Genomic DNA, 20678 nt, shown 5'->3' on the forward strand with positions numbered 1-20678 from the left:
GATCGGAACAGATTTAAGGGGCTACAGCGTCCTTTGCGCGTCTGAAAGGACGTGCGGCGCTGTCGTGATCTGGCTTGCCCCTTCCAGCTTGAAGCGTGGAAAGATGAAGACGCCGACCATGCTGCCGCTGTATTTCTGCTCAAGCCCGTTCGACTCGCCCATGCAGAACAGCGGCTGGCGGAAGCCGTTCGGCATGATGATCGTCGTCGAAAAACAGAAGGAGGAGCAGAGCGTCGCCGCCTGCTCAAACAGCTCCAATATGTGGCTGCGCTCCTTGGCGTCGTAGCAGCGGATCAGGCTTAAGAGTCCGCATTCCTGTGCGGCAAGACCGTGCAGCATCGCGCTCCATTCGCCGAGACGGAGCATCCCGCTCGAAAAATCTCCAGTCCAGGCTTCGGAAACGGAAAACTGCGCCAACATCTCGTGATTTTGATTGGCGTCATCAAGCGAGCCGGGCGTCAAGGGTACGGCTGCATTGGCTCTGGCGATCTTAAACAAGGCGTTCCCCAGTTCGGATGCGGCTCTTCCGCCGCACGCTCGGCAAACACAAAGAAACAGGATCACGCAGCAGCGGGCATGATGCCCGCGCTTACCTCCGGCGATGATTGCACGGCCATCGGGCCTCTGTAACCGGAGCCCTTCGAAACCGAACGTTCACGCATCGCCTTCCGCACTCCGGCCTGGTCTATTGGCGAAAAATTATCGCCGGGCGCGCTTTAATTGCAGCGCGGATTTATAGGGGCTTTTGGACAAACGGCAACGGCTTTTTAAGGGGTATTCGGATCGGCCTCATTTCTTGGGATGCCCGCATCTTCCGCCTATTTCGCCAGAATTGGCATGGGAAGATCATCTTTGAGAGCTCTGCCAGCGTTTTCACTCCACGTCAGGCCGGAAATACTGCCGCAGCGCTGCGATTTCTCGCATTTTGGCAGGCTCAGAAATACGCAGGCAGCGCAAGCTTGGCGCAAGCTTCGCGCCCGGGGCCGGCAAGAGGGAACTGGGTAAACGTTTCGTCGGCTATGCCAATCAGTGTGCCGCGTTTCGAATCGCTTGGGGGAAAAAGAAAAGGGCGACCCGAGGGCCGCCCTTCCTGTTCCGGATGCCGGAATGGTGGTCAGTGATGGCTTTCGCCAATCACATCATGTCCATTCCGCCAGCTCAGCGCGCTTGACGCGCTGAACCATCTTAGATGATGGGCGGTTTCATGAACGATGCTGTGAAAGGCCGTTGGCCTATCACATCATGTCCATACCGCCCATGCCGCCCATGCCGCCCGGCATGCCAGCAGGGGCATCCTTCTTCGGCAGTTCGGCGATCATGGCTTCGGTGGTGATCAGCAGCGATGCGACAGAAGCAGCGTTCTGCAGCGCCGTGCGAACGACCTTGAGCGGGTCGACGATACCCATGGCGATCATGTCGCCATATTCGGATGTCTGGGCGTTGTAGCCGAAGTTGTCTTCGTTCTTGTCGAGGACCTTCCCGACAACGATCGAGGCTTCGTCACCTGCGTTTTCAGCGATCTGACGAACGAGCGACTGCAGGGCGCGGCGAACGATGTTGATGCCGGCTTCCTGGTCGTCGTTTGCACCCTTGACGGTGATCTTCGTGGAGGAGCGGAGCAGAGCGATACCGCCGCCGGGGACGATGCCTTCCTGAACAGCAGCGCGGGTCGCGTTGAGCGCGTCGTCGATGCGGTCCTTCTTTTCCTTCACTTCAACTTCCGTCGAGCCGCCGACGCGGATGACGGCAACGCCGCCAGCGAGCTTGGCAAGACGTTCCTGCAGCTTCTCGCGGTCGTAGTCGGAGGTGGTTTCTTCGATCTGAGCCTTGATCTGGGCAACACGGCCTTCGATGTCGGTCTTGGCGCCCGAACCGTCGACGATCGTGGTGTTTTCCTTGGAGATCGAAACCTTCTTGGCACGGCCGAGCATGTCGAGCGTGACGGATTCGAGCTTGATGCCGAGATCTTCAGAGATGACAGTGCCGCCCGTCAGGATGGCGATGTCTTCGAGCATGGCCTTGCGGCGGTCGCCGAAGCCAGGAGCCTTGACGGCAGCGATCTTGAGGCCGCCGCGCAGTTTGTTGACGACGAGCGTTGCGAGGGCTTCGCCTTCGACGTCTTCAGCGACGATGAGGAGCGGCTTGCCGGTCTGAACGACAGCTTCGAGAACCGGGAGCATCGACTGCAGGTTCGAGAGCTTCTTCTCGTGAAGGAGAATGAAGACATCTTCGAGGTCTGCGATCATCTTTTCCGGGTTGGTCACGAAGTAGGGGCTGAGGTAGCCACGGTCGAACTGCATGCCTTCGACGACTTCGAGTTCGGTTTCGGCGGTCTTGGCTTCTTCAACCGTGATGACGCCTTCGTTGCCGACCTTCTGCATGGCTTCAGCAATGTCGAGACCGACCTGCTTGTCGCCATTGGCCGAAATCGTGCCGACCTGTGCAACTTCTTCCGAGGTGGAGATCTTCTTGGCCTTGGCCTGGAGATCCTTCACGACGTCAGCAACAGCAAGATCGATGCCGCGCTTCAGGTCCATCGGGTTCATGCCGGCGGCAACGGCCTTGTTGCCTTCGCGAACGATCGCCTGGGCAAGAACGGTTGCAGTCGTGGTGCCGTCGCCGGCGATGTCGTTGGTCTTCGAAGCAACTTCGCGGACCATCTGGGCGCCCATGTTTTCGAACTTGTCTTCGAGTTCGATTTCCTTGGCGACCGAAACGCCGTCCTTGGTGATGCGCGGAGCGCCGAAGGACTTGTCGATGATGACGTTACGACCCTTCGGGCCGAGCGTGACCTTCACTGCATCGGCGAGAATGTCGACGCCGCGCAGCATCTTTTCGCGCGCGGTGCGGCCAAACTTGATTTCTTTAGATGCCATATTCTTAACTCCTGAATTCGAGTTGTTCGGGCAAAAGGCCCGTCAGCCATTTCGGGAAAGCAGGTCGGCCGATCAGCCGATGATGCCCATAATGTCGGCTTCCTTCATGATCAGAAGGTCTTCGCCGTCGATCTTGACTTCGGTGCCGGACCACTTGCCGAACAGGATGCGGTCGCCAGCCTTGACGTCGAGTGCGACAACCTTGCCGGACTCATCGCGCGCGCCGGAGCCGACGGCGACGATTTCGCCTTCCTGCGGCTTTTCCTTGGCGGTATCGGGAATGATGATGCCACCCTTGGTCTTGGCTTCGGACACAACGCGGCGAACAACGACGCGGTCGTGAAGGGGGCGGAAGTTGGTGCTTGCCATTGTCTAATCCCTCGATCGAATGACATTCGCGGACCGGAGTGGTCCACATGGATATGTGTTAGCACTCCCTTGCGGTGAGTGCTAGCGACGAGCATTTAGGGATGGCTCCGAAAGGAGTCAATGAGAGCAATCACGAATTTTTGCGCCGGAATTGTGAAGAGGCTGGAGAATAGTCGGAGATTGCGGCCGAAACCCGGCGCAGCCGAACTCGTCCGCCTTGGGATGGGATCGTCAAGCTTTGCCCATCCACTCCCGCCGATCGCCGGTCGAAATCTTCCCATTGGCCGGCAGCAAAGAAAATGCCTTGCCATCGCCTTGCGCCTTTGCAATGTCACCGGTGACTGAAGCAAATCGGGAAATCGGAATGGCGAAGCGGATAGAAAACTTCTCGGAGATAACAAGTCACTATGATGTGGTGCTCTGCGATGTCTGGGGTGTCGTTCACAACGGCGTCGATCCGTTCCCCAAGGCGGCAGCCGCCCTTGAAGCGGCACGCGAGAGTGGTCTTACCGTCGTCCTTATCACCAATTCGCCGCGTCTTTCCTGGCAGGTGGTCGAGCAGCTGCGCCAGATCGGCGTTCCCGATAGCGCCTATGACAGGATCGTCACCTCGGGCGACGTCACGCGCCGGCTGATCTCCGAAGGGCCGAAGACGGTCTTTCTGCTCGGCCCGGAGCGCGACAAGGCGCTTCTCGAAGGCATTGGCGTCGAGCGCCGGCCGGCGGGCGAAGCGCAATCGCTGGTCTGCACCGGCTTTTTCGACGACGAGACCGAGAAGCCGGAGGATTACACTGACATGCTTCTCGACTTCAAAGCCCGCGACGTGCCGATGATCTGCGCCAATCCCGACCTCATCGTCGAGCGCGGCCATCGCATCATCCCCTGCGCCGGCGCCATGGCCGCCTATTACGAACAGCTCGGTGGCAGCACCCGCATCGCCGGCAAGCCGCACCGGCCGATCTACGAGGCGACGCTGGCCGCTGCTCGCGAGCTTCGCGGCGATTTCCCCGTCGACCGAGTGCTGGCGATCGGCGACGGCATGCCGACCGATGTGCGCGGTGCCTTGAATTATGGCCTCGACCTTCTTTACATCAGCGGCGGGATCCACGCCAGGGAATACACCCTCAACGGCGAAACCGACGAGGCGATCCTCAACGCCTATCTTGAACGGGAAAAAGCCGCGCCGAAGTGGTGGATGCCACGCCTTGCATGAAGAGAAGCCAGCCGATGACCGTCTTCCACCGCAATGAAACCCGGGAACCCTTGCCCGCCCATCTGAAGGGCGGCGTCATTGCCATCGGTAATTTCGACGGCGTGCACCGCGGCCATCAATCGGTGCTGAGCCGCGCGCTCGAAATCTCCAAGGCGCGCGGTATTCCCGCTTTGGTGCTGACCTTCGAGCCGCATCCGCGCACGGTCTTTCGGCCGCAGGCGCCGGTCTTCCGCCTGACGCCCGCGCCGCTGAAGGCCCGCATCCTGGAAGCGCTGGGTTTCAGCGCCGTCATCGAGTATCCCTTTGACTACGAATTCTCGCAGCGCTCGGCCGATGATTTCATCCATTCGATCCTGAAGGATTGGCTCGGCGCCTCCGAAGTCGTCACCGGTTTCGATTTCCATTTCGGCCGCGGCCGCGAAGGCGGTCCCGCCTTCCTGATGAATGCCGGACATACCTACGGCTTCGGCGTCACCTTGATCGATGCCTTCCGCGACGAAAACGCCGATGTCGTCTCTTCGAGCCACATCCGCGCCCTCTTGAAGGAGGGCAGCGTCAGCGAAGTCGCCGGCATGCTGGGCTACCGCTACACGGTGGAAGCCGAGGTGATCGACGGCGAAAAGCTCGGCCGTCAGCTCGGTTTCCCGACGGCCAACATGCGCCTGCCGCCGGAGGTCGATCTTGCTGCCGGCATCTATGCCGTCCGCTTCCGCCGTCAGGACGGCACGCTCCACGATGCCGTCGCAAGCTACGGCCGCCGGCCGACGGTGACGGAAAACGGCGCACCGCTGCTCGAAACCTATCTTTTCGATTTCAGCGGCGATCTCTACGGCCAGCTCTGCTCAGTCTCCTTCTTCGGCTATATTAGACCCGAGCTGAAATTCGACGGCCTCGATCCGCTCGTCGCCCAGATCAAACGCGATGAGGAAGAGGCGAGGGCGCTGCTTGCGGGTGTTACGCCGCTCAGTGCGCTTGATGGGAAACTGTGCTTTTACTGAGGTCGCCTTGAGTGCGGCTGTCGCTGGGACACCGTCAATTCCAGCCGTTGATGCCGATTGCTAGCCGGCAATTCTTCTCTTCCTTTTCCCGGCAAAAACGCCTATGAACCGGCGCGATGACGAAATTTCGGCTGGCAATGATGATGCGAATTATCGGCCCGGCCTTCCGCGCGCGCTAAGCGGCCGGAAGGTCCGGGTTTTCAGCGCTTGGAAACGAGCGCTTCCGCCACCAGCTATTTCACGCCCGTTGCGCCCTTTCCGGGCCGCCAGAAACGATTGCCAGACATGACCGACACAGCCGAAAAGATCGACTATTCGAAGACCCTCTATTTGCCCGACACTGATTTCCCCATGCGCGCCGGCCTGCCGCAGAAGGAGCCGGAGCTCGTCAAGCGCTGGCAGGAGATGGGTCTCTACAAGAAACTGCGCGCTTCCGCCGCCGGCCGCGAGAAATTCGTCCTTCACGACGGTCCGCCCTATGCCAACGGCAACATCCATATCGGCCACGCGCTGAACAAGATCCTCAAGGACGTCATCAACCGCTCATTCCAGATGCGCGGCTACGACGCCAATTACGTGCCTGGCTGGGATTGCCACGGCCTGCCGATCGAATGGAAGATCGAAGAGAAGTACCGCGAGAAGGGCAAGAACAAGGACGAGGTCCCGGTCAATGAATTCCGCCGGGAATGCCGTGAATTCGCCGCCGGCTGGATCAAGGTCCAGGCAGAAGAGTTCAAGCGTCTCGGCATCGAGGGCGACTTCGACAATCCCTATACGACGATGAACTTCCACGCGGAGTCGCGCATCGCCGGCGAACTGTTGAAGATCGCCGCAAGCGGTCAGCTTTATCGCGGCTCCAAGCCGATCATGTGGTCGGTCGTCGAGCGCACGGCGTTGGCCGAGGCCGAGGTCGAATACCAGGACTATGAGAGCGATACGATCTGGGTGAAATTCCCCGTCGTCGAAGGTCCGGCGGCGCTCAAGGATGCATTCGTAGTTATCTGGACGACCACGCCCTGGACGATCCCCGGCAACCGTGCGGTCTCCTTTTCCGCGCGTGTCTCCTACGGCCTCTATGAGGTGACGGCCGCCGAGAACGATTTTGGCCCGCGCCCGGGCGAAAAGCTGATCTTTGCCGATAAGCTGGCCGAGGAATCCTTCGCCAAGGCCAAGCTGCAGTACAAGCGCTTGAGCGATGTCTCTTCGGCTGACTTCGCAGCGATGACCTGCGCGCATCCCTTCAAGGGTCTCGGCGGTGGCTATGATTTCCTCGTGCCGCTGCTCGATGGCGATCACGTCACCGACGATGCTGGCACCGGTTTCGTGCATACGGCCCCAAGCCACGGTCGCGAAGACTTTGATGCCTGGATGTCGGCTGTCCGCACGCTTGAGGCCCGCGGCGTCGAGACCAAGATCCCGTTCCCGGTCGACGACGGCGGCTTCTACACATCAGACGCCCCCGGCTTCGAAGGCGCTCGCGTCATCGACGACAACGGCAAGAAGGGCGATGCCAATGACCGCGTCATCAAGGAACTGATCGCCCGCGGCGCACTCTTTGCCCGCGGCCGGCTGAAGCACCAGTATCCGCATTCCTGGCGCTCGAAGAAGCCGGTCATCTTCCGCAATACGCCGCAATGGTTCGTCTATATGGACAAGACCCTTGCCGACGGCACGACGCTGCGTTCGCGCGCGCTCGGTGCAATCGACGACACGCGCTTCGTGCCCGCCGCCGGCCAGAACCGCCTGCGCGCCATGATCGAAGGCCGCCCGGACTGGGTGCTCTCGCGCCAGCGCGCCTGGGGCGTGCCGATCGCCGTCTTTGCCGACGAGGAGGGCGAGGTCCTGGTCGATGAAGCCGTCAACGCCCGCATCCTCGAAGCCTTCGAACATGAGGGCGCTGACGCCTGGTTTGCCGAAGGCGCCAAGGAGCGATTCCTCGGCAATGACCATGACCATTCCCGCTGGACGCAGGTCATGGATATTCTCGACGTCTGGTTCGATTCTGGCTCGACGCACACCTTCACGCTCGAAGACCGTCCGGATCTGAAGTGGCCGGCCGATCTTTATCTCGAGGGTTCCGACCAGCATCGCGGCTGGTTCCATTCGTCGCTGCTGGAATCGGCTGCCACCCGTGGCCGTGCGCCTTACGACGCCGTCCTCACCCATGGCTTCACCATGGACGAGAAGGGCGAAAAGATGTCCAAGTCGAAGGGCAACGTCACCGCGCCGCAGGAAGTGATGAAGGACGCCGGCGCCGATATCCTGCGCCTCTGGGTCATGACCTCGGATTATGCCGACGACCTGCGTGTCGGCAAGACGATCATCCAGACCAATGTCGACGCTTATCGCAAACTGCGCAACACCATCCGCTGGATGCTCGGCACGCTCGCCCACGACAAGGGCGAGGAGATCGCGCTTTCCGACCTGCCCGAGCTGGAGCAGCTGATGCTGCACCGGCTTGCCGAGCTCGATGAGCTGGTGCGCGAGAACTACGATGCCTTCGACTTCAAGAAGATCGCTCGCGCGCTGATCGATTTCGCCAATGTCGAGCTTTCGGCCTTCTATTTCGATGTCCGCAAGGATGCGCTCTATTGCGATGCGCCGTCGAGCCTGCGCAGGCGCGCCAGCCTGCACGTCATCCGTCAGATCTTCGATTGCATGGTGACGTGGCTCGCCCCGATGCTGCCCTTCACCACCGAGGAGGCCTGGCTGTCGCGTGACCCGTCTGCCGTTTCCGTGCATCTTGAGCAGTTTGCTCCGGTCGCAAGGGAATGGCGCAACGATGCCTTGGCCGAGAAGTGGAAGAAGATCCGCGCAGTGCGTTCGGTTGTGACCGGCGCCCTGGAAATCGAGCGCAAGGACAAGCGCATCGGCTCCTCGCTGGAAGCGGCTCCGCTTGTCCACATTGCCAATCCGGAGCTGTTAAAGGCGCTGGAAGGCCAGGACTTCACCGAGGTCTGCATCACCTCGGCAATCGAGATCAAGGCCGGCGAAGGACCGTCGGATGCTTTCCGCCTTGCCGAGGTGCCTGAGGTCAGCGTCGTGCCAAAGCTTGCAGAGGGTGAAAAATGCGCTCGGTCATGGCGCATCACCAGGGATGTCGGCTCCGATCCGGAATATCCCGATGTTTCGGCCCGCGACGCTGCTGCCCTTCGCGAGCTTGCCGCGCTCAAGTGAAGAATATTGCCGGATGAATTGCGCTTTCGCGGTTCATCCGGTAAAAGCTGCCTGAAAATGGCCGGATTTTTGCGTCAGGGGGACGGTTGTCCGGTTGGGCGAGGATTGCACCGGCAGGGCTGGAAGGGTTTTCATGTTAGCAACGCATTGGTTCCGTATGGGCGCCTGCCTGTCTGTTGTAATGGCGGGATGCTCCCTGGTGTCCAGTTGCGCCAGCAGCCCGACCTACGGCACGGACAAGACCGCCATGGAACAGTTGACCGACGATCTCGGCCAGTCCGTGTCGTTGACTGGACCGGACCCGAAGAACAAGGGCGTCAAGTACACGCCGCGGCCGACGCTGGTGCTGCCGGCACAGGCGCAGAAAGAGACCCTCGTTGCGCCGCAGCAGACGGTCGCCAACAAGGACAATCCGCAATGGCTTGAATCGCCGGAGGAGACCCGCGCCCGTCTCGTTTCGGAAGCCGACGAGAATTCGGACAATCCGAATTACCGTTCGCCGCTCGCAAGCTCTGCGATCGAAGGCGGCCGGCGCACGACGGAAGCCCAGACCAAGGCTTATCGTGAAGCCCGTGCTCTGCAGAAGGGCTCCTATGTCGATCAGCGCCGCTATATATCAGATCCGCCGCCCGGCTACCGCACCGTCGACGATCCGGCAAAGCTCGATGATGTCGGCGAGCCCGAGCTCAAGAAGCAGAAGAAGCGTAAAAAGGATGCAGCTGTCGCCAACACCGGCAAGCAGTGGTGGAACCTCCTGCAATAGCTTTTTCGGCGCGCCGGCAAGGATGACGGCGCCGCGCACCGGCGCTGGAGATTACGGCGCCTCTCTCCTTTGCGAGAAGAACTTTCGCAGCATATCGGCCGATTGGACCTCGTTGAAGCCGGAATAGACTTCCGGGGCGTGGTGGCAGGTCGACTGCCCATAGAATCGCACGCCATTGTCGACGGCGCCGCCCTTCGGGTCCTCGGCGCCGTAATAGAGCCTGCGGATACGCGCAAACGAGATGGCTGCTGCGCACATGGTGCAAGGCTCCAGCGTCACGTAGAGATCGGCACCGACAAGGCGCTCTTGTCCAAGCGCTTCGCAGGCGAGCCGGATCGCGGCGATTTCGGCATGCGCGGTGACGTCTTTGAGCTCGCGCGTACGGTTTCCCGAGCGTGAAACGGCAATATCGTCGATAACGACGACGGCGCCGATCGGCACCTCACCGCGTTCTCCGGCCGCGCGCGCTTCTTCAAGCGCCATCTCCATGAAACGATTTGTCTTCACGATCGCAAGAATTTCCACTTAACCGCAGATGCGTGACCTGATAGACAGGCCCAAAAGGCAGGCAAACAACAAATGACACCCAAAGACAAGCCAAAACGCCCGGGCGCAAAGCCCCTTTCACGGGATATCAGGTCGAAAGCCGGCCCGAAGGCGGACGACGAGAAGCCGGCAAAGCCTGCGGCCGCACGCACGATCGCCGCCGAGACCGATGGTGAGGCCAAGGCCGAACGCATTTCCAAGGTGATGGCGCGCGCCGGCGTTGCCTCCCGCCGCGACATCGAACGCATGATCATGGAAGGCCGTGTGACGCTGAACGGCAGGGTGCTCGAAACCCCCGTCGTCAACGTCACGCTCGCCGATCGGATCGAAGTCGACGGCGTGCCGATCCGCGGCATCGAGCGCACCAGGCTGTGGCTCTATCACAAGCCCGCCGGCCTCGTGACCACCAATGCCGATCCGGAGGGCCGCTCGACCGTGTTCGACAACCTGCCGGACGAGCTGCCGCGCGTCATGTCGATCGGCCGCCTCGACATCAACACCGAAGGCCTGCTGCTGCTGACCAATGACGGTGGTCTCGCCCGGGCGCTCGAGCTGCCGGCGACCGGCTGGCTGCGGCGCTACCGCGTCCGCGCCCATGGCGAGATCGATCAGGACGCGCTCGACAAGCTGAAGGACGGCATCGCCGTCGACGGTGTGCTCTATGGCTCGATCGAGGCGACGCTCGACCGCACGCAAGGCTCGAACGTCTGGATCACCATGGGCCTTCGCGAAGGCAAGAACCGCGAAATCAAGAACGTGCTCGGCGCGCTCGGCCTCGACGTCAATCGCCTGATCCGCATTTCCTATGGCCCGTTCCAGCTCGGCGACCTGCCGGAAGGCCATGTGATCGAAGTGCGCGGCCGGACACTCCGCGACCAGCTCGGCCCGCGCCTCATCGAGGAAGCCAAGGCGAATTTCGACGCGCCGATCTACAATGCGCCGGCCGTCGCTGCCGAGGAAGAGGCAGAGCCCGCAGCACCGGAAAAACGCGAGCGTCCGCGCCGCGACGAGGACAAGCGCGAACGGGCGCTGAGCCGCCTCGACACCAAGCGCGACGACCGCCACGGTGGCGCGCGCAAAGAGGACGACCGCCGCGATGGCGGGCGCCGGGACGATGAAAGGCCAAAGCGTCCCCAGCCGCTCGGCCAGCGCCGCAGCGCCAATGTCTGGATGGCGCCGGGCGCCCGGCCGCTCGGCGAAAAGGCTGCTGCGAAAGCCGCCAAGAATGCGCAGACCGCGCGCCGGCGCGGCGAGCCGGCGCCTGCCAAGAATGATCGCATCGAGGATCGCCCGCGCACACAGGTGAACCGCGTGCGCGAAGAGGATGGCGAATGGATCCGCTCGAGCGAGCAGCCCCGTCGCAAGGATGAGGGCGAGGGCTTCGGCCGCAAGCGTTCCTTCGGGGATCGCCCCGCTCGCGAAGACCGTGGTTTTGGCGACCGCCCGGCGCGCGGCGAACGGCCGTTCAGTGATCGTCCCTCGCGTGGGGATCGGCCCTTCGGCGACAAACCGCGCGGTGATCGCAAGCCGCGTGCGGAAGGTGACGAGCGTCCTCGTGCCGCCAGAACCTCCGCCGGCGAAGGCCGTTCGGAGCGTCCGCGCGGCGATCGGCCGTTCGGTGATCGCCCCTCGCGTGGGGATCGGCCCTTCGGTGACAAGCCGCGCGGCGATCGCAAGCCGCGTACGGACGGTGACGAGCGTCCCCGTGCCGCCAGAACCTCCGCCGGCGAAGGCCGTTCGGAGCGTCCGCGCGGCGACCGGCCGTTCGGTGATCGCCCCTCGCGTGGAGACCGGCCCTTCGGCGACAAGCCGCGTGGCGATCGCAGGCCGCGCGAGGACGGTGATGAGCGTCCGCGCGCAGCCAGAAGCTTTGCCGGCGAGGGCCGCTCCGAGCGTCCCCGCGGTGAAAGACCGTTCGGCGACAAGCCTTCGGGTGATAGACCTTCTGGTGACAGGCCGCGCGGCAAGGGCTTTGCGGCCAAGCCCGGTGGGGCCAAGCCTGGTGGGGCCAAGAGTTTTTCCGGCAAGCCGAAAGGCGCCAAACCCGGTGGTGACAGGCCGGGCGGCGACAGGCCTGCAGGCGGGCCGTCCAGAGGTGGTGCTAAAGGAAAGGGAATGACGCGCGGTGCGGATCGTCGGCGGTGAGTTTCGCGGACGGCCTCTCGCCGTGCCAAAATCCAACGAGATCCGGCCGACTGCCGACCGGACGCGCGAGAGCCTGTTCAATATATTGAGCCATGCCTATCCGGAATGCGTCGATGGCACCCGGATCCTCGACCTTTTTGCCGGCACCGGCGCCGTCGGCCTCGAAGCCGTTTCACGCGGCTGTCGCCATGCGCTCTTCGTCGAAAACAGTGTCGAGGGCAGGGCGCTGCTCTGGGAGAACATCGATGCGCTCGGCCTGCACGGCCGCACGCGCATCCTGCGCCGGGATGCGACCGATCTCGGCAGCGTCGGCAATCTCGAACCCTTCGACGTGCTCTTTGCCGACCCGCCCTATGGCAAGGGTCTCGGTGAGAAGGCGATGGCGGCGGCGGCCGAGGGCGGCTGGCTACGGCCGGGCGCAATCGCCGTGCTCGAAGAACGCGCCGATATTGTCGTTTCCGTCCATCCTTCCTATGTTTTCCTCGAAAGCCGCATCTTTGGCGATACGAGGGTGCATTTCTTCCGATATCAGCCGCAATAAGCGGGGGCGGGCGTGCAGCAGGCAGAGATCATCAGCCCGAAATTGCCCGCGATCAGCGATCTGCCAACGGTTGCGGTCGCTTTCGGCGGCGGCGGCGCGCGCGGGCTTTCTCATATCCACATCATCGAGACGCTCGATGAACTCGGCATCCGCCCGGTGGCGGTATCGGGCTCGTCGATGGGCGCGATCATGGGCGCCGGCATGGCTGCCGGCATGTCCGGCGCCGAAATCCGCGAACATGCGCTGACGACCGTCGGCAACAAGACGGCGGTCGTTGCTCGCATCTGGGGGCTGAGGCCGGCGACGGTGCGCGATGCGGTGGCCAAGGGTATCCGTATCGGCCAGTTCAATCTGGAGCGGATCCTCAAGGCCTTCCTGCCGTCCGAACTGCCGGCCCGCTTCGAGGACCTGCTGGTTCCGATGAAGGTGATCACCACCGATTATTACGGGCAGTGCGAAGTCATCATCGAGCAGGGCGAACTGTTTCCCGCACTCGCCGCCTCGTCCGCCATTCCCGCCGTCTTCATGCCGGTGCGCTTGCGCGACCGCGTGATGATCGACGGCGGCATCAGCAATCCGGTGCCCTATGAATGCCTGATGGATCTTGCCGACATCGTCGTCGGCATCGATGTCGTCGGCGCGCCGGAAGGCGACGGCACCCATATTCCGAACCGCATGGAGAGTATCTTCGGTTCCGGCCAGCTGATGATGCAGACGGCGATCTCGCTGAAGCTCAAGCTTCGCCCGCCGCATATCTTCCTGCGCCCGACGGTCGGCCGCACCGGCGTTATGGATTTCCTCAAAGCCCGCGAAGTCCTCGCCATGTCCGTCGGCGTCAAGGACGATTTGAAATTCGCCCTCGACCGGGAAATCGAGGCTCGGCTGAAGCGCTAGAGCAATTCCAGGAATAGTGCGAAGCGGTTTTCCGCCCGGAATTGCGTAAGAACAAAAAGTTAGAGCGGCTCTGCGCTTCAATGAAAAGCTGAACCGCTCTGTCGCTCGGATTGGCCGTTGGTCCACGGATGAAGGCTTGGTCAGCCGATGTTCAGTGCGGTGGGTCGTGCAGACCCGCGCGAAGATGGACGGGTCAAGGAAACGGAGGCTGGGGCCCGTGCGGTTTTTCGGGAGGTTCCAGACCGGTCGGGCAGCCCAAATTCCGCGGGCGTTTTACCGAGCATCGCTTCGGCTATCAGCTCGGCATCGTCATTGTCGATCTCGAAGAGGCCAAAGCGCAGTTGATAGCCCCAGCTTGCCCGACCGCTTGTGAAGGATAGTCGGTCGAGCAGTGGCCGGATAGGCGTTTCCATGGCCGGCCACCAGGCGACATCCCGCCTCCAGGGGCGGAAGTCGGGATGAACTTCCACCTGATATGCATCAGTTTCCTTGACCATGCCAATTGCAGTCAACGGTTGCAGCCGATCCCTGCCGCCAAATGTTTCGGTCGGCGAATAGTAGATCACGCAGTCACCAGGCGCGCTCCGCCTAAGCGGAGCGGCCTTTCCGTGACAAACCTGCATGAAACCCGCCTCCCGCCCGATGCGTACATGGTTTGCCGATGCCACTGCGATCCAGTTGCGGGACATGTTTCAGCCTTCCGCCACGTTATAGACGCGCAGGCGATGCCCGTCGGGATCCGCCGCGACAAAGCTACGGCCGAAATCGAGGTCGGTCGGCGGCAAAAGGATGGTCGCGCCCTTGCCTTGCCATTCGGTGTGAAGCGTATCGACCAGGTCTGCTGTCGCCACCTTGAAACCGAGGTCGCAGCCGCCGCCCGTGGGAGCTGGAGCCGGCTCAACGCCCGTCTTGCCCCAGAGTCCAAGTGCCAGACCCGAAGGCAGGATGAACATGGCGAAGGTCGGGCTGGCCTCAACGGCGTCCAGCCCGAGCAGTCGGGTATAGAAGCTGGCGCTCTTTGGCGCGTCGGCGACGAAGAGTAGAATGCTGTTGCTGTCGATCACGGTAAGCTCCTGTTTGTCAGTCAGGAGGACACCTACAGAAGCATGCTGACAGATTCTGGCAGCAGCGAGTCCCCGGCGGCGAGTTCGCCACGCTCAAGCTTCGCACGTCCTGGAGTTGATCTAAGCGTCCGCCGTCGCATCCGCGGTTCCGGCCAGCGGATCGTCCTCGAAGGGATCGGCAGCACGTTTCGGCTTGACCAGCGGTTCGGGGCGGACGGGGTGGGAAAACAGCATGTCGCGCCCGGCCTGCAGCCCTTCGGACACCTGCAGCACCAGACGCGCCTCGTCGCGCTTGCGGATATCCTCGCCGATTTCATAGGCGTCGACCTCGGAAACGCCAAGCGCCTCCAGTGTTCGCCGCCCGAAGAGCAGGCCCGATTCCAGCGTTTCACGCAGCTCGTAGTCGACACCTTTGTTGCGCAGTTCGATCGAATGGATGCGGTCGTAGGAGCGCACGTAGAGCCGCGTCTGCGGATAGTCGGCCTGCACCAGCTCCACCACCTTGTCGGTGATTTCCTTCTTCTGCGTGCAGACGAGCACGATCTTCGCCCGGTCGATGCCGGCCGAGCGCAGCACGTCCTTGCGGGCGCCGTCGCCGAAATAGATGCGGAAGCCGAAGGAGGAGGCCTGGCGGATGCGGTCGGCCGAAAAATCGATGACGGTGACGCTGCGCCCTCCGGCAAGCAGGATCTGGGCGGCGATCTGGCCGAAACGCGAGAAGCCGACCATCAGTACGTCGGCGCTGGCACCCTCGAAATCCTCGTCCAGTTCCTCCTGCTCGTCGCCGCGCAGCAGCCGCTTCGAAAGGGCCGATCCGATCGGCGTCAGCGCCATGGACAGCGTGACGACCGCGACCAGCAGCGAGGCCGTGCTCGTCGACATCAGCCCGACCGTACCCGCCGTGGTGAACAGCACGAAACCGAATTCGCCGCCCTGCGGCAGCAGGAAGGCGATGCGGATCGCATCGTCGTGCGGGGAGCCCGAGATCCGGCAGAGCCCATAGATGACGATCGCCTTGACGGCCATGACGATCGGCACGGCGACGATGACGAAGAGCGCGTTGTCGGCCAGAACGTCGAGTTCCAGCGACAGGCCGACGGCGATGAAGAAGATAGCGAGCAACACGCCGCGGAAAGGCTCGATATCCGCCTCCAGCTCGTGCCGGTAGGAGGATTCGGCAAGCATTACGCCGGATAAGAAGGCGCCCATCGCCATCGAAAGCCCGGCAAGTTGCATCAGGCTCGCCGATCCCATGACGACGAAGAGGGCGGCGGCAATCATTGCCTCGCGCGCGCCGGTCCGGGCGATGATCTGGAAAAGCGGCGTTAGCAGGTAGCGTCCCATGACGATCATCGCCGCAACCGCACCGACGGCGACCGCGAAATCCAACAGCGGTGCGTTGTTGCCCTTGTCGCCGCTATCGAGGATGGTGATCAGCGCCAGCAGCGGCACGATTGCCAGGTCCTGGAACAGCAGCATCGAAAAGGAACGTTGCCCGTACCTGGTGTTGACGTCGCCGTCGCCCTCGAGGATCTGCATGGCAAAGGCGGTCGAAGACAGCGCCAGGCCAAATCCGGCAACGATGCTGCCGCGCCAGTCGAGAACTTGGGAAAACCAGGCAAGTGCGGTCAGCGCCAGCCCCGTCAGCACCACCTGCGCCGTGCCCAGGCCGAAGATGTCGCGCCGCATCTGCCAGAGACGGGTGGGCTTCAGCTCCAGTCCGATGATGAAGAGCAGGAAGACGACGCCGAGTTCGGCGACGGCGAGGATCTGTTCGCCATCGGTGATGCCGTGGAAGACCGGGCCGATGACGATGCCGGCGGCGAGGTAGCCGAGCACCGTGCCGAGCCCGAGCTTCTTGAAGATCGGAGCGGCGACCACCGCGCCGCCAAGCAGCAGGATCGTTTCGGAAAAAAGGGCATTGGGCGCTGACATGCTGACAATTTCTTTCAACGGCAGGGAGCACGCAGGCAGCCCCGATAAAGAATCGGCGGCGGCGGCCTTGATGCTTGGGAGAGTGCACAATAAATGGAAGCCGAAGGAAAGGCCAAATCATGTCCTCTGAAATTGATTCCTCGACACTTCTTTCCCGCGCAAGTCAATTGATCGATCTGGCAAGGAAGGCAGGGGCTGATGCCGCCGATGCCGTCGTCGTCCGGTCGCGCTCGCAATCGGTCAGCGTGCGCCTCGGCAAGGTCGAGGGCACGGAATCCTCCGAAAGCGACGATTTTTCCCTGCGCGTCTTCATCGGCAAGCGCGTCGCCAGCGTTTCGGCCAATCCGGGCTTCGATCTTCAGGCGCTTGCCGAACGCGCCGTTGCCATGGCCAAGGTTTCCCCGGAAGACCCCTTCGCCTGCCTGGCGGATGAGGCGAGCCTTTCGAGATCCTATCCCGACCTGCAATTGCTCGATACCACGGAGGTCTCCTCCGAGATGCTGCGCGAGGCGGGTCTTGCGGCTGAAGCGGCCGCGCTTGCGGTCAAGGGTGTCACCAATTCCTCCGGCGCCGGCGCCTCAGCCGGCATGGGCGGCCTCGTTCTTGCCACCTCGCACGGATTCGAAGGCAGTTACATGGCCTCGCGCTTCGGCCATTCCGTCAGCGTCATCGCCGGTGAAGGCACCGGCATGGAGCGCGATTATGATTTCGACAGCCGTCTCTATTATGCCGAGCTCGACGACCCCGCTGAAATTGGCCGTCGCGCCGGCGAACGGGTGATCAAGCGCGTCAATCCGCGCCAGGTGCCGACCGGCAAGGACGTCACGGTGATCTTCGACCCGCGTGTCGCCCGCGGCTTCGTCGGCCATATCGCCGGTGCGATCAATGGTGCTTCCGTCGCCCGGAAGTCCAGTTTCCTGCGCGACAGAATGGGTCAGCAGGTGCTGAAGTCGGGACTGTCGATCACCGACGATCCGCTGATCGTGCGTGGGCCCTCCTCGCGGCCCTTCGATGGCGAGGGTGTGTCCGGCGAGCGGCTTGTCATGATCGAGGATGGTGTTTTGAAGCACTGGTTCCTCTCGACCTCGACCGCGCGCGAGCTCGGCCTCGAGACCAACGGCCGCGGCGTACGCGGCGGCACTGCCGTCTCGCCTTCCTCCACCAACCTTGCGTTGGAACCCGGCGACATCTCGCCGGAGGATTTAATCCGCAGCGTCGGCAACGGTTTTTATGTCACCGAATTGATCGGCCACGGCGTCAACATGATCACCGGCGAATACAGCCGCGGCGCCACCGGCTTCTGGATCGAGAACGGCGAACTCACCTTCCCGGTCTCCGAGGTGACGATCGCCTCGAACCTCAAGGAGATGTTCATGCGCCTGACGCCGGCAAACGACATCGATCGCAAGTTCGGCGTCGCGGCCCCCACCTTCGCCATCGAAGGCATGACGCTTGCCGGACGCTAGAGCATGATGCCGAAAAGTGTGCGCGGTTTTCGGACGACATCATGCTCCAACTGTAGTTCAGAAATGGATTGATCTGATGAGCGACATGGAGAAAGCCCGGTGGCAAAGCGATCTCACGCTGATCGCCGATGCTGCGAGAGAGGCGGGCGCCGTCGCTTTCGGCTTCTTCAACCAGTCTCCCGAGGTCTGGTGGAAGAATGAGGATCGTTCTCCTGTCAGCGCTGCCGATTTCGCTGCAAACAAGACGCTCGAGACCATCCTGCGCAAGGCCCGGCCGGATTATGGCTGGCTCTCGGAGGAAACCGACGACGATGCCGAGCGTCTCTCACGCGAGACGCTGTTCATCGTCGATCCGATCGACGGCACGCGCGCCTTCCTCGGCGGGCAGAAGGTCTGGTGCGTGAGCGTCGCGGTGGTTCATCGCGGCCGGCCGGTGGCCGGCGTGCTCTATGCCCCGGCGCTCGAGGAGCTCTATGAGGCGGTTGAGGGCGGCGTGGCGCTGAAGAACGGCGTGCCCTTCACCGTTTCGGCCGCCGGAGCGGAAGAGATGAGCCGCCTTGCGATCGGCGACGACCTGCTGAAGACCTTTCCGACGGAATTCCGCGACCGGGTGACGCGCGAGAAATACATTCCCTCGCTCGCCTATCGCATCGCCATGGTGGCGGACGGTCGTCTCGAAGGCACCTTCGTCAAGGGCAATTCCCATGATTGGGACCTTGCCGCCGCCGATCTGATCCTTGTCTGTGCTGGCGGCGGTCTCGTCGACATCGAAGGCCAGCCGATCGTCTACAACCGTGCCGAAGTCACCCACAAGGTCCTCTGCGCGGCCCCAACACCCCGCCTCGGCGAATTCCTCGCGGCCTTTGCGGGGCGACGAGACAGTTGACGTTTCCGTCAAAATCCCGCAGATGGGTGGCGGAGGAGAATAGGCAGAAAGAGAACAAAAAATGACTGAATCCGGTGACAAGAAGCAACTTCTGCATCTCGTTTTTGGCGGCGAACTGGAAAGCCTCGATGACGTCCAGTTCCGTGATCTGCAGGGTCTCGATATCGTCGGTATTTTCCCGGATTATGCCACGGCGCTGACGGCCTGGAAGGCGAAGGCGCAGCAGACGGTCGACAATGCGCATATGCGCTACTTCATCGTCCACATGCATCGTTTGCTTGATCCGCAGGAAAAGGCCAGGGGCAACTGACCTTGGCAAGTGCTGCCGGCCGGCCGCTCGTCGAGCGGGGCTTTGGTGCATCGGGCGCCGTCGATCCGGATTGTTGGACGCATTCTGAACAAATTAATCGGCCATTGCGGCCGCAACGATAATTAGGGAATGGGTTTGATGTCGATCGGTTTTGATCGGAGGCTGGCGCAATGAGCTCCCGGATGGCGCGCTTCGGTCTGAACGCATACCGTCTGGCGGGAACCGTGGCCTCTCCTGTGGTCGGCCTCTATATCACCTACCGCACGGCCAAGGGCAAGGAAGACCGGGCCCGCCGCCTGGAACGTTTCGGCTATCCGAGCGCCAACCGGCCGCAAGGCCCGCTCGTCTGGTTTCATGCCGCAAGCGTCGGTGAAACCAACGCCGTCATCCCGCTGATCCGTGAAATCCGCCGCCGCGACATTCATGTCATCCTGACGACCGGCACCATCACCTCCGCCAAGCTCGCCGCCGAGCGCCTCGGCCAGGAAGCGATCCACCAATATGTGCCGCTCGACCTGAAGCCCTCCGTCAGCCGCTTCCTCGATTATTGGCAGCCCGATTGCGCCATCATCGCCGAATCCGAGATCTGGCCGGCAACGGTGCTGGAACTCGGCCACCGCCGCATTCCGCAGATCCTGATCAATGCCCGCATGTCGGACCGCTCCTTTGCCCGCTGGCGCCGGCGCCCGGCGATCGCCGAAGCCTTGTTCGAGAATCTTGCCCTTGTCATCGCCCAGTCGGATGTCGATGCCGAACGTTTCCGCGATCTCGGCGCTGTCCCTGTCATCACCTCGGGCAATCTGAAGGTCGATACCGACGCACCACCTTATGACAGCGCTGTCCTCGCCCGCTATAAGAAGCAGATCGGCGAGCGCAAGACCTGGGCGGCGATCTCGACCTTCGACGGCGAGGAGAATGCCGCCGCCATCGTTCACCGGGCTCTCAGGGAGCGCGACCATCAATTGACGATCATCGTGCCGCGCCATCCCGAGCGCAGCGACGAGATCGAAGCGGCCCTGGTCAAGCAGGGGCTGAAGGTCGCGCGCCGCACCCGCGACGATGTCTTGTCCGCCGATGTCGATATCTTCCTTGGCGATACGATCGGCGAAATGGGCCTCTATTTGAGACTGACGGAAATCGCTTTCGTCGGCCGCTCGCTCTTTGCCGAAGGCGGCCAGAATCCGCTGGAGCCTGCCATGCTCGGCTGCGCCATTCTCTCCGGCGGCCATGTGCAGAATTTCCGCGATGCCTATCAGAAGCTTGCCCGCAGCGGCAGCGCCCGCATGGTGCGTGATACCGAAATGCTGGCCAAGGGCGTGCATTACCTGCTGATCAACGACGACGCCCGCCGCAACATGATCGAGGCCGGCATCACTGCCGTGCACGAGATGCGCGGCGCGCTGACTGCGACAGTGAAGGGGCTGGAACCCTATATCAATCCGCTGACGGTGAAGGCGCGGCTGTTGCCCAAGGCCGTGGCCCAGGTCTGAGGAGA

The 20678-nt window shown here is 62.4% G+C and carries 17 protein-coding genes and 2 pseudogenes; 11 read left to right on the forward strand and 8 right to left on the reverse strand.

The genetic code is table 11. The features are described from left to right. Nucleotides 1–21 precede the first annotated feature (21 nt). The 3 genes from AC1D2N_RS29575 to groES form a co-directional block, all read right to left on the reverse strand. Entirely contained in the window at nt 22–498 is a 477-nt protein-coding gene (locus AC1D2N_RS29575) for a hypothetical protein (protein WP_130651786.1), read from the reverse strand. 737 nt (nt 499–1235) lie between these two features. Next, nucleotides 1236–2876, reverse strand: a complete 1641-nt coding sequence (groL, locus tag AC1D2N_RS29580; RefSeq protein ID WP_018244970.1) for a chaperonin GroEL — start codon at nt 2874–2876, stop codon at nt 1236–1238. A gap of 72 nt (nt 2877–2948) precedes the next feature. Then, the gene (gene groES, locus AC1D2N_RS29585; protein WP_477982531.1) at nt 2949–3245 is read right to left on the reverse strand and encodes a co-chaperone GroES; all 297 of its coding nucleotides are present in this window, start codon (nt 3243–3245) and stop codon (nt 2949–2951) included. 364 nt (nt 3246–3609) lie between these two features. Between groES and AC1D2N_RS29590 the strand changes: the two genes are divergently transcribed. The 4 genes from AC1D2N_RS29590 (at nt 3610) to AC1D2N_RS29605 (ending at nt 9396) form a co-directional block, all read left to right on the forward strand. Continuing rightward, nucleotides 3610–4458 (forward strand): TIGR01459 family HAD-type hydrolase, encoded by an 849-nt coding sequence (locus AC1D2N_RS29590; RefSeq protein ID WP_130651787.1) that lies wholly within the window; start codon nt 3610–3612, stop codon nt 4456–4458. 14 nt (nt 4459–4472) lie between these two features. Next, on the forward strand, nt 4473–5456 hold the full coding sequence (locus AC1D2N_RS29595; protein WP_130653502.1) for a bifunctional riboflavin kinase/FAD synthetase: 984 nt from the start codon (nt 4473–4475) through the stop codon (nt 5454–5456). 285 nt (nt 5457–5741) lie between these two features. After that, nucleotides 5742–8633 carry an isoleucine--tRNA ligase gene (ileS, locus tag AC1D2N_RS29600; protein WP_130653503.1) on the forward strand — a complete coding sequence of 964 codons (2892 nt, stop codon included), beginning with the start codon at nt 5742–5744 and terminating at the stop codon, nt 8631–8633. A gap of 133 nt (nt 8634–8766) precedes the next feature. After that, nucleotides 8767–9396: a hypothetical protein gene (locus AC1D2N_RS29605; protein WP_113542655.1), complete on the forward strand. Its 630-nt coding sequence runs from the start codon at nt 8767–8769 to the stop codon at nt 9394–9396. Nucleotides 9397–9447: 51 nt separating this feature from the next. Here AC1D2N_RS29605 and AC1D2N_RS29610 read toward each other — a convergent pair whose 3' ends face one another. Beyond that, nucleotides 9448–9885 carry a nucleoside deaminase gene (locus tag AC1D2N_RS29610; protein WP_047621938.1) on the reverse strand — a complete coding sequence of 146 codons (438 nt, stop codon included), beginning with the start codon at nt 9883–9885 and terminating at the stop codon, nt 9448–9450. A 90-nt stretch (nt 9886–9975) separates the two neighbouring features. Here AC1D2N_RS29610 and AC1D2N_RS29615 point away from each other — a divergent pair, with 90 nt between their 5' ends. Genes AC1D2N_RS29615 through AC1D2N_RS29625 form a run of 3 tightly spaced genes read left to right on the forward strand, consistent with a single transcriptional unit; the run spans nt 9976 to nt 13522 of the window. After that, nucleotides 9976–12087, forward strand: a complete 2112-nt coding sequence (locus tag AC1D2N_RS29615) for a pseudouridine synthase (protein WP_130651788.1) — start codon at nt 9976–9978, stop codon at nt 12085–12087. Beyond that, nucleotides 12068–12628, forward strand: coding sequence for a 16S rRNA (guanine(966)-N(2))-methyltransferase RsmD (rsmD, locus tag AC1D2N_RS29620; protein WP_017959156.1), 561 nt, complete (start codon nt 12068–12070; stop codon nt 12626–12628). Before AC1D2N_RS29615 ends, rsmD begins: the two co-directional genes overlap by 20 nt. Before the next feature lie 12 nt (nt 12629–12640). Further along, on the forward strand, nt 12641–13522 hold the full coding sequence (locus tag AC1D2N_RS29625) for a patatin-like phospholipase family protein (protein ID WP_018244977.1): 882 nt from the start codon (nt 12641–12643) through the stop codon (nt 13520–13522). 95 nt (nt 13523–13617) lie between these two features. On the opposite strand, the pseudogene AC1D2N_RS29630 reads toward AC1D2N_RS29625, so the two are convergent. The 4 genes and pseudogenes from AC1D2N_RS29630 to AC1D2N_RS29645 form a co-directional block, all read right to left on the reverse strand. Further along, nucleotides 13618–13759, reverse strand: a pseudogene (locus AC1D2N_RS29630) (IS481 family transposase); the annotation flags it as partial. 44 nt (nt 13760–13803) lie between these two features. Continuing rightward, nucleotides 13804–14211 (reverse strand): annotated as a pseudogene (locus AC1D2N_RS29635) (EVE domain-containing protein); the annotation flags it as partial. Between the two features lie 3 nt (nt 14212–14214). Continuing rightward, nucleotides 14215–14586: a VOC family protein gene (locus tag AC1D2N_RS29640; RefSeq protein ID WP_047621943.1), complete on the reverse strand. Its 372-nt coding sequence runs from the start codon at nt 14584–14586 to the stop codon at nt 14215–14217. Between the two features lie 120 nt (nt 14587–14706). Continuing rightward, on the reverse strand, nt 14707–16521 hold the full coding sequence (locus AC1D2N_RS29645) for a monovalent cation:proton antiporter-2 (CPA2) family protein (RefSeq protein ID WP_130651790.1): 1815 nt from the start codon (nt 16519–16521) through the stop codon (nt 14707–14709). A gap of 119 nt (nt 16522–16640) precedes the next feature. On the opposite strand from AC1D2N_RS29645, the gene AC1D2N_RS29650 reads away from it, so the two are divergent. The 4 genes from AC1D2N_RS29650 (at nt 16641) to waaA (ending at nt 20673) form a co-directional block, all read left to right on the forward strand. Further along, nucleotides 16641–17987, forward strand: coding sequence for a TldD/PmbA family protein (locus AC1D2N_RS29650; RefSeq protein ID WP_130651791.1), 1347 nt, complete (start codon nt 16641–16643; stop codon nt 17985–17987). A gap of 76 nt (nt 17988–18063) precedes the next feature. After that, on the forward strand, nt 18064–18873 hold the full coding sequence (locus tag AC1D2N_RS29655; RefSeq protein WP_130651792.1) for a 3'(2'),5'-bisphosphate nucleotidase CysQ: 810 nt from the start codon (nt 18064–18066) through the stop codon (nt 18871–18873). Between the two features lie 61 nt (nt 18874–18934). After that, nucleotides 18935–19183, forward strand: a complete 249-nt coding sequence (locus tag AC1D2N_RS29660; protein WP_018244984.1) for a DUF4170 domain-containing protein — start codon at nt 18935–18937, stop codon at nt 19181–19183. A gap of 170 nt (nt 19184–19353) precedes the next feature. Then, complete coding sequence (waaA, locus tag AC1D2N_RS29665; protein ID WP_094086640.1) at nt 19354–20673, forward strand: lipid IV(A) 3-deoxy-D-manno-octulosonic acid transferase; 1320 nt, start codon at nt 19354–19356, stop codon at nt 20671–20673. The last annotated feature ends 5 nt before the right edge of the window (nt 20674–20678 follow it).

It is taken from the genome of Rhizobium sp. P1_B8, from assembly GCF_056406515.1.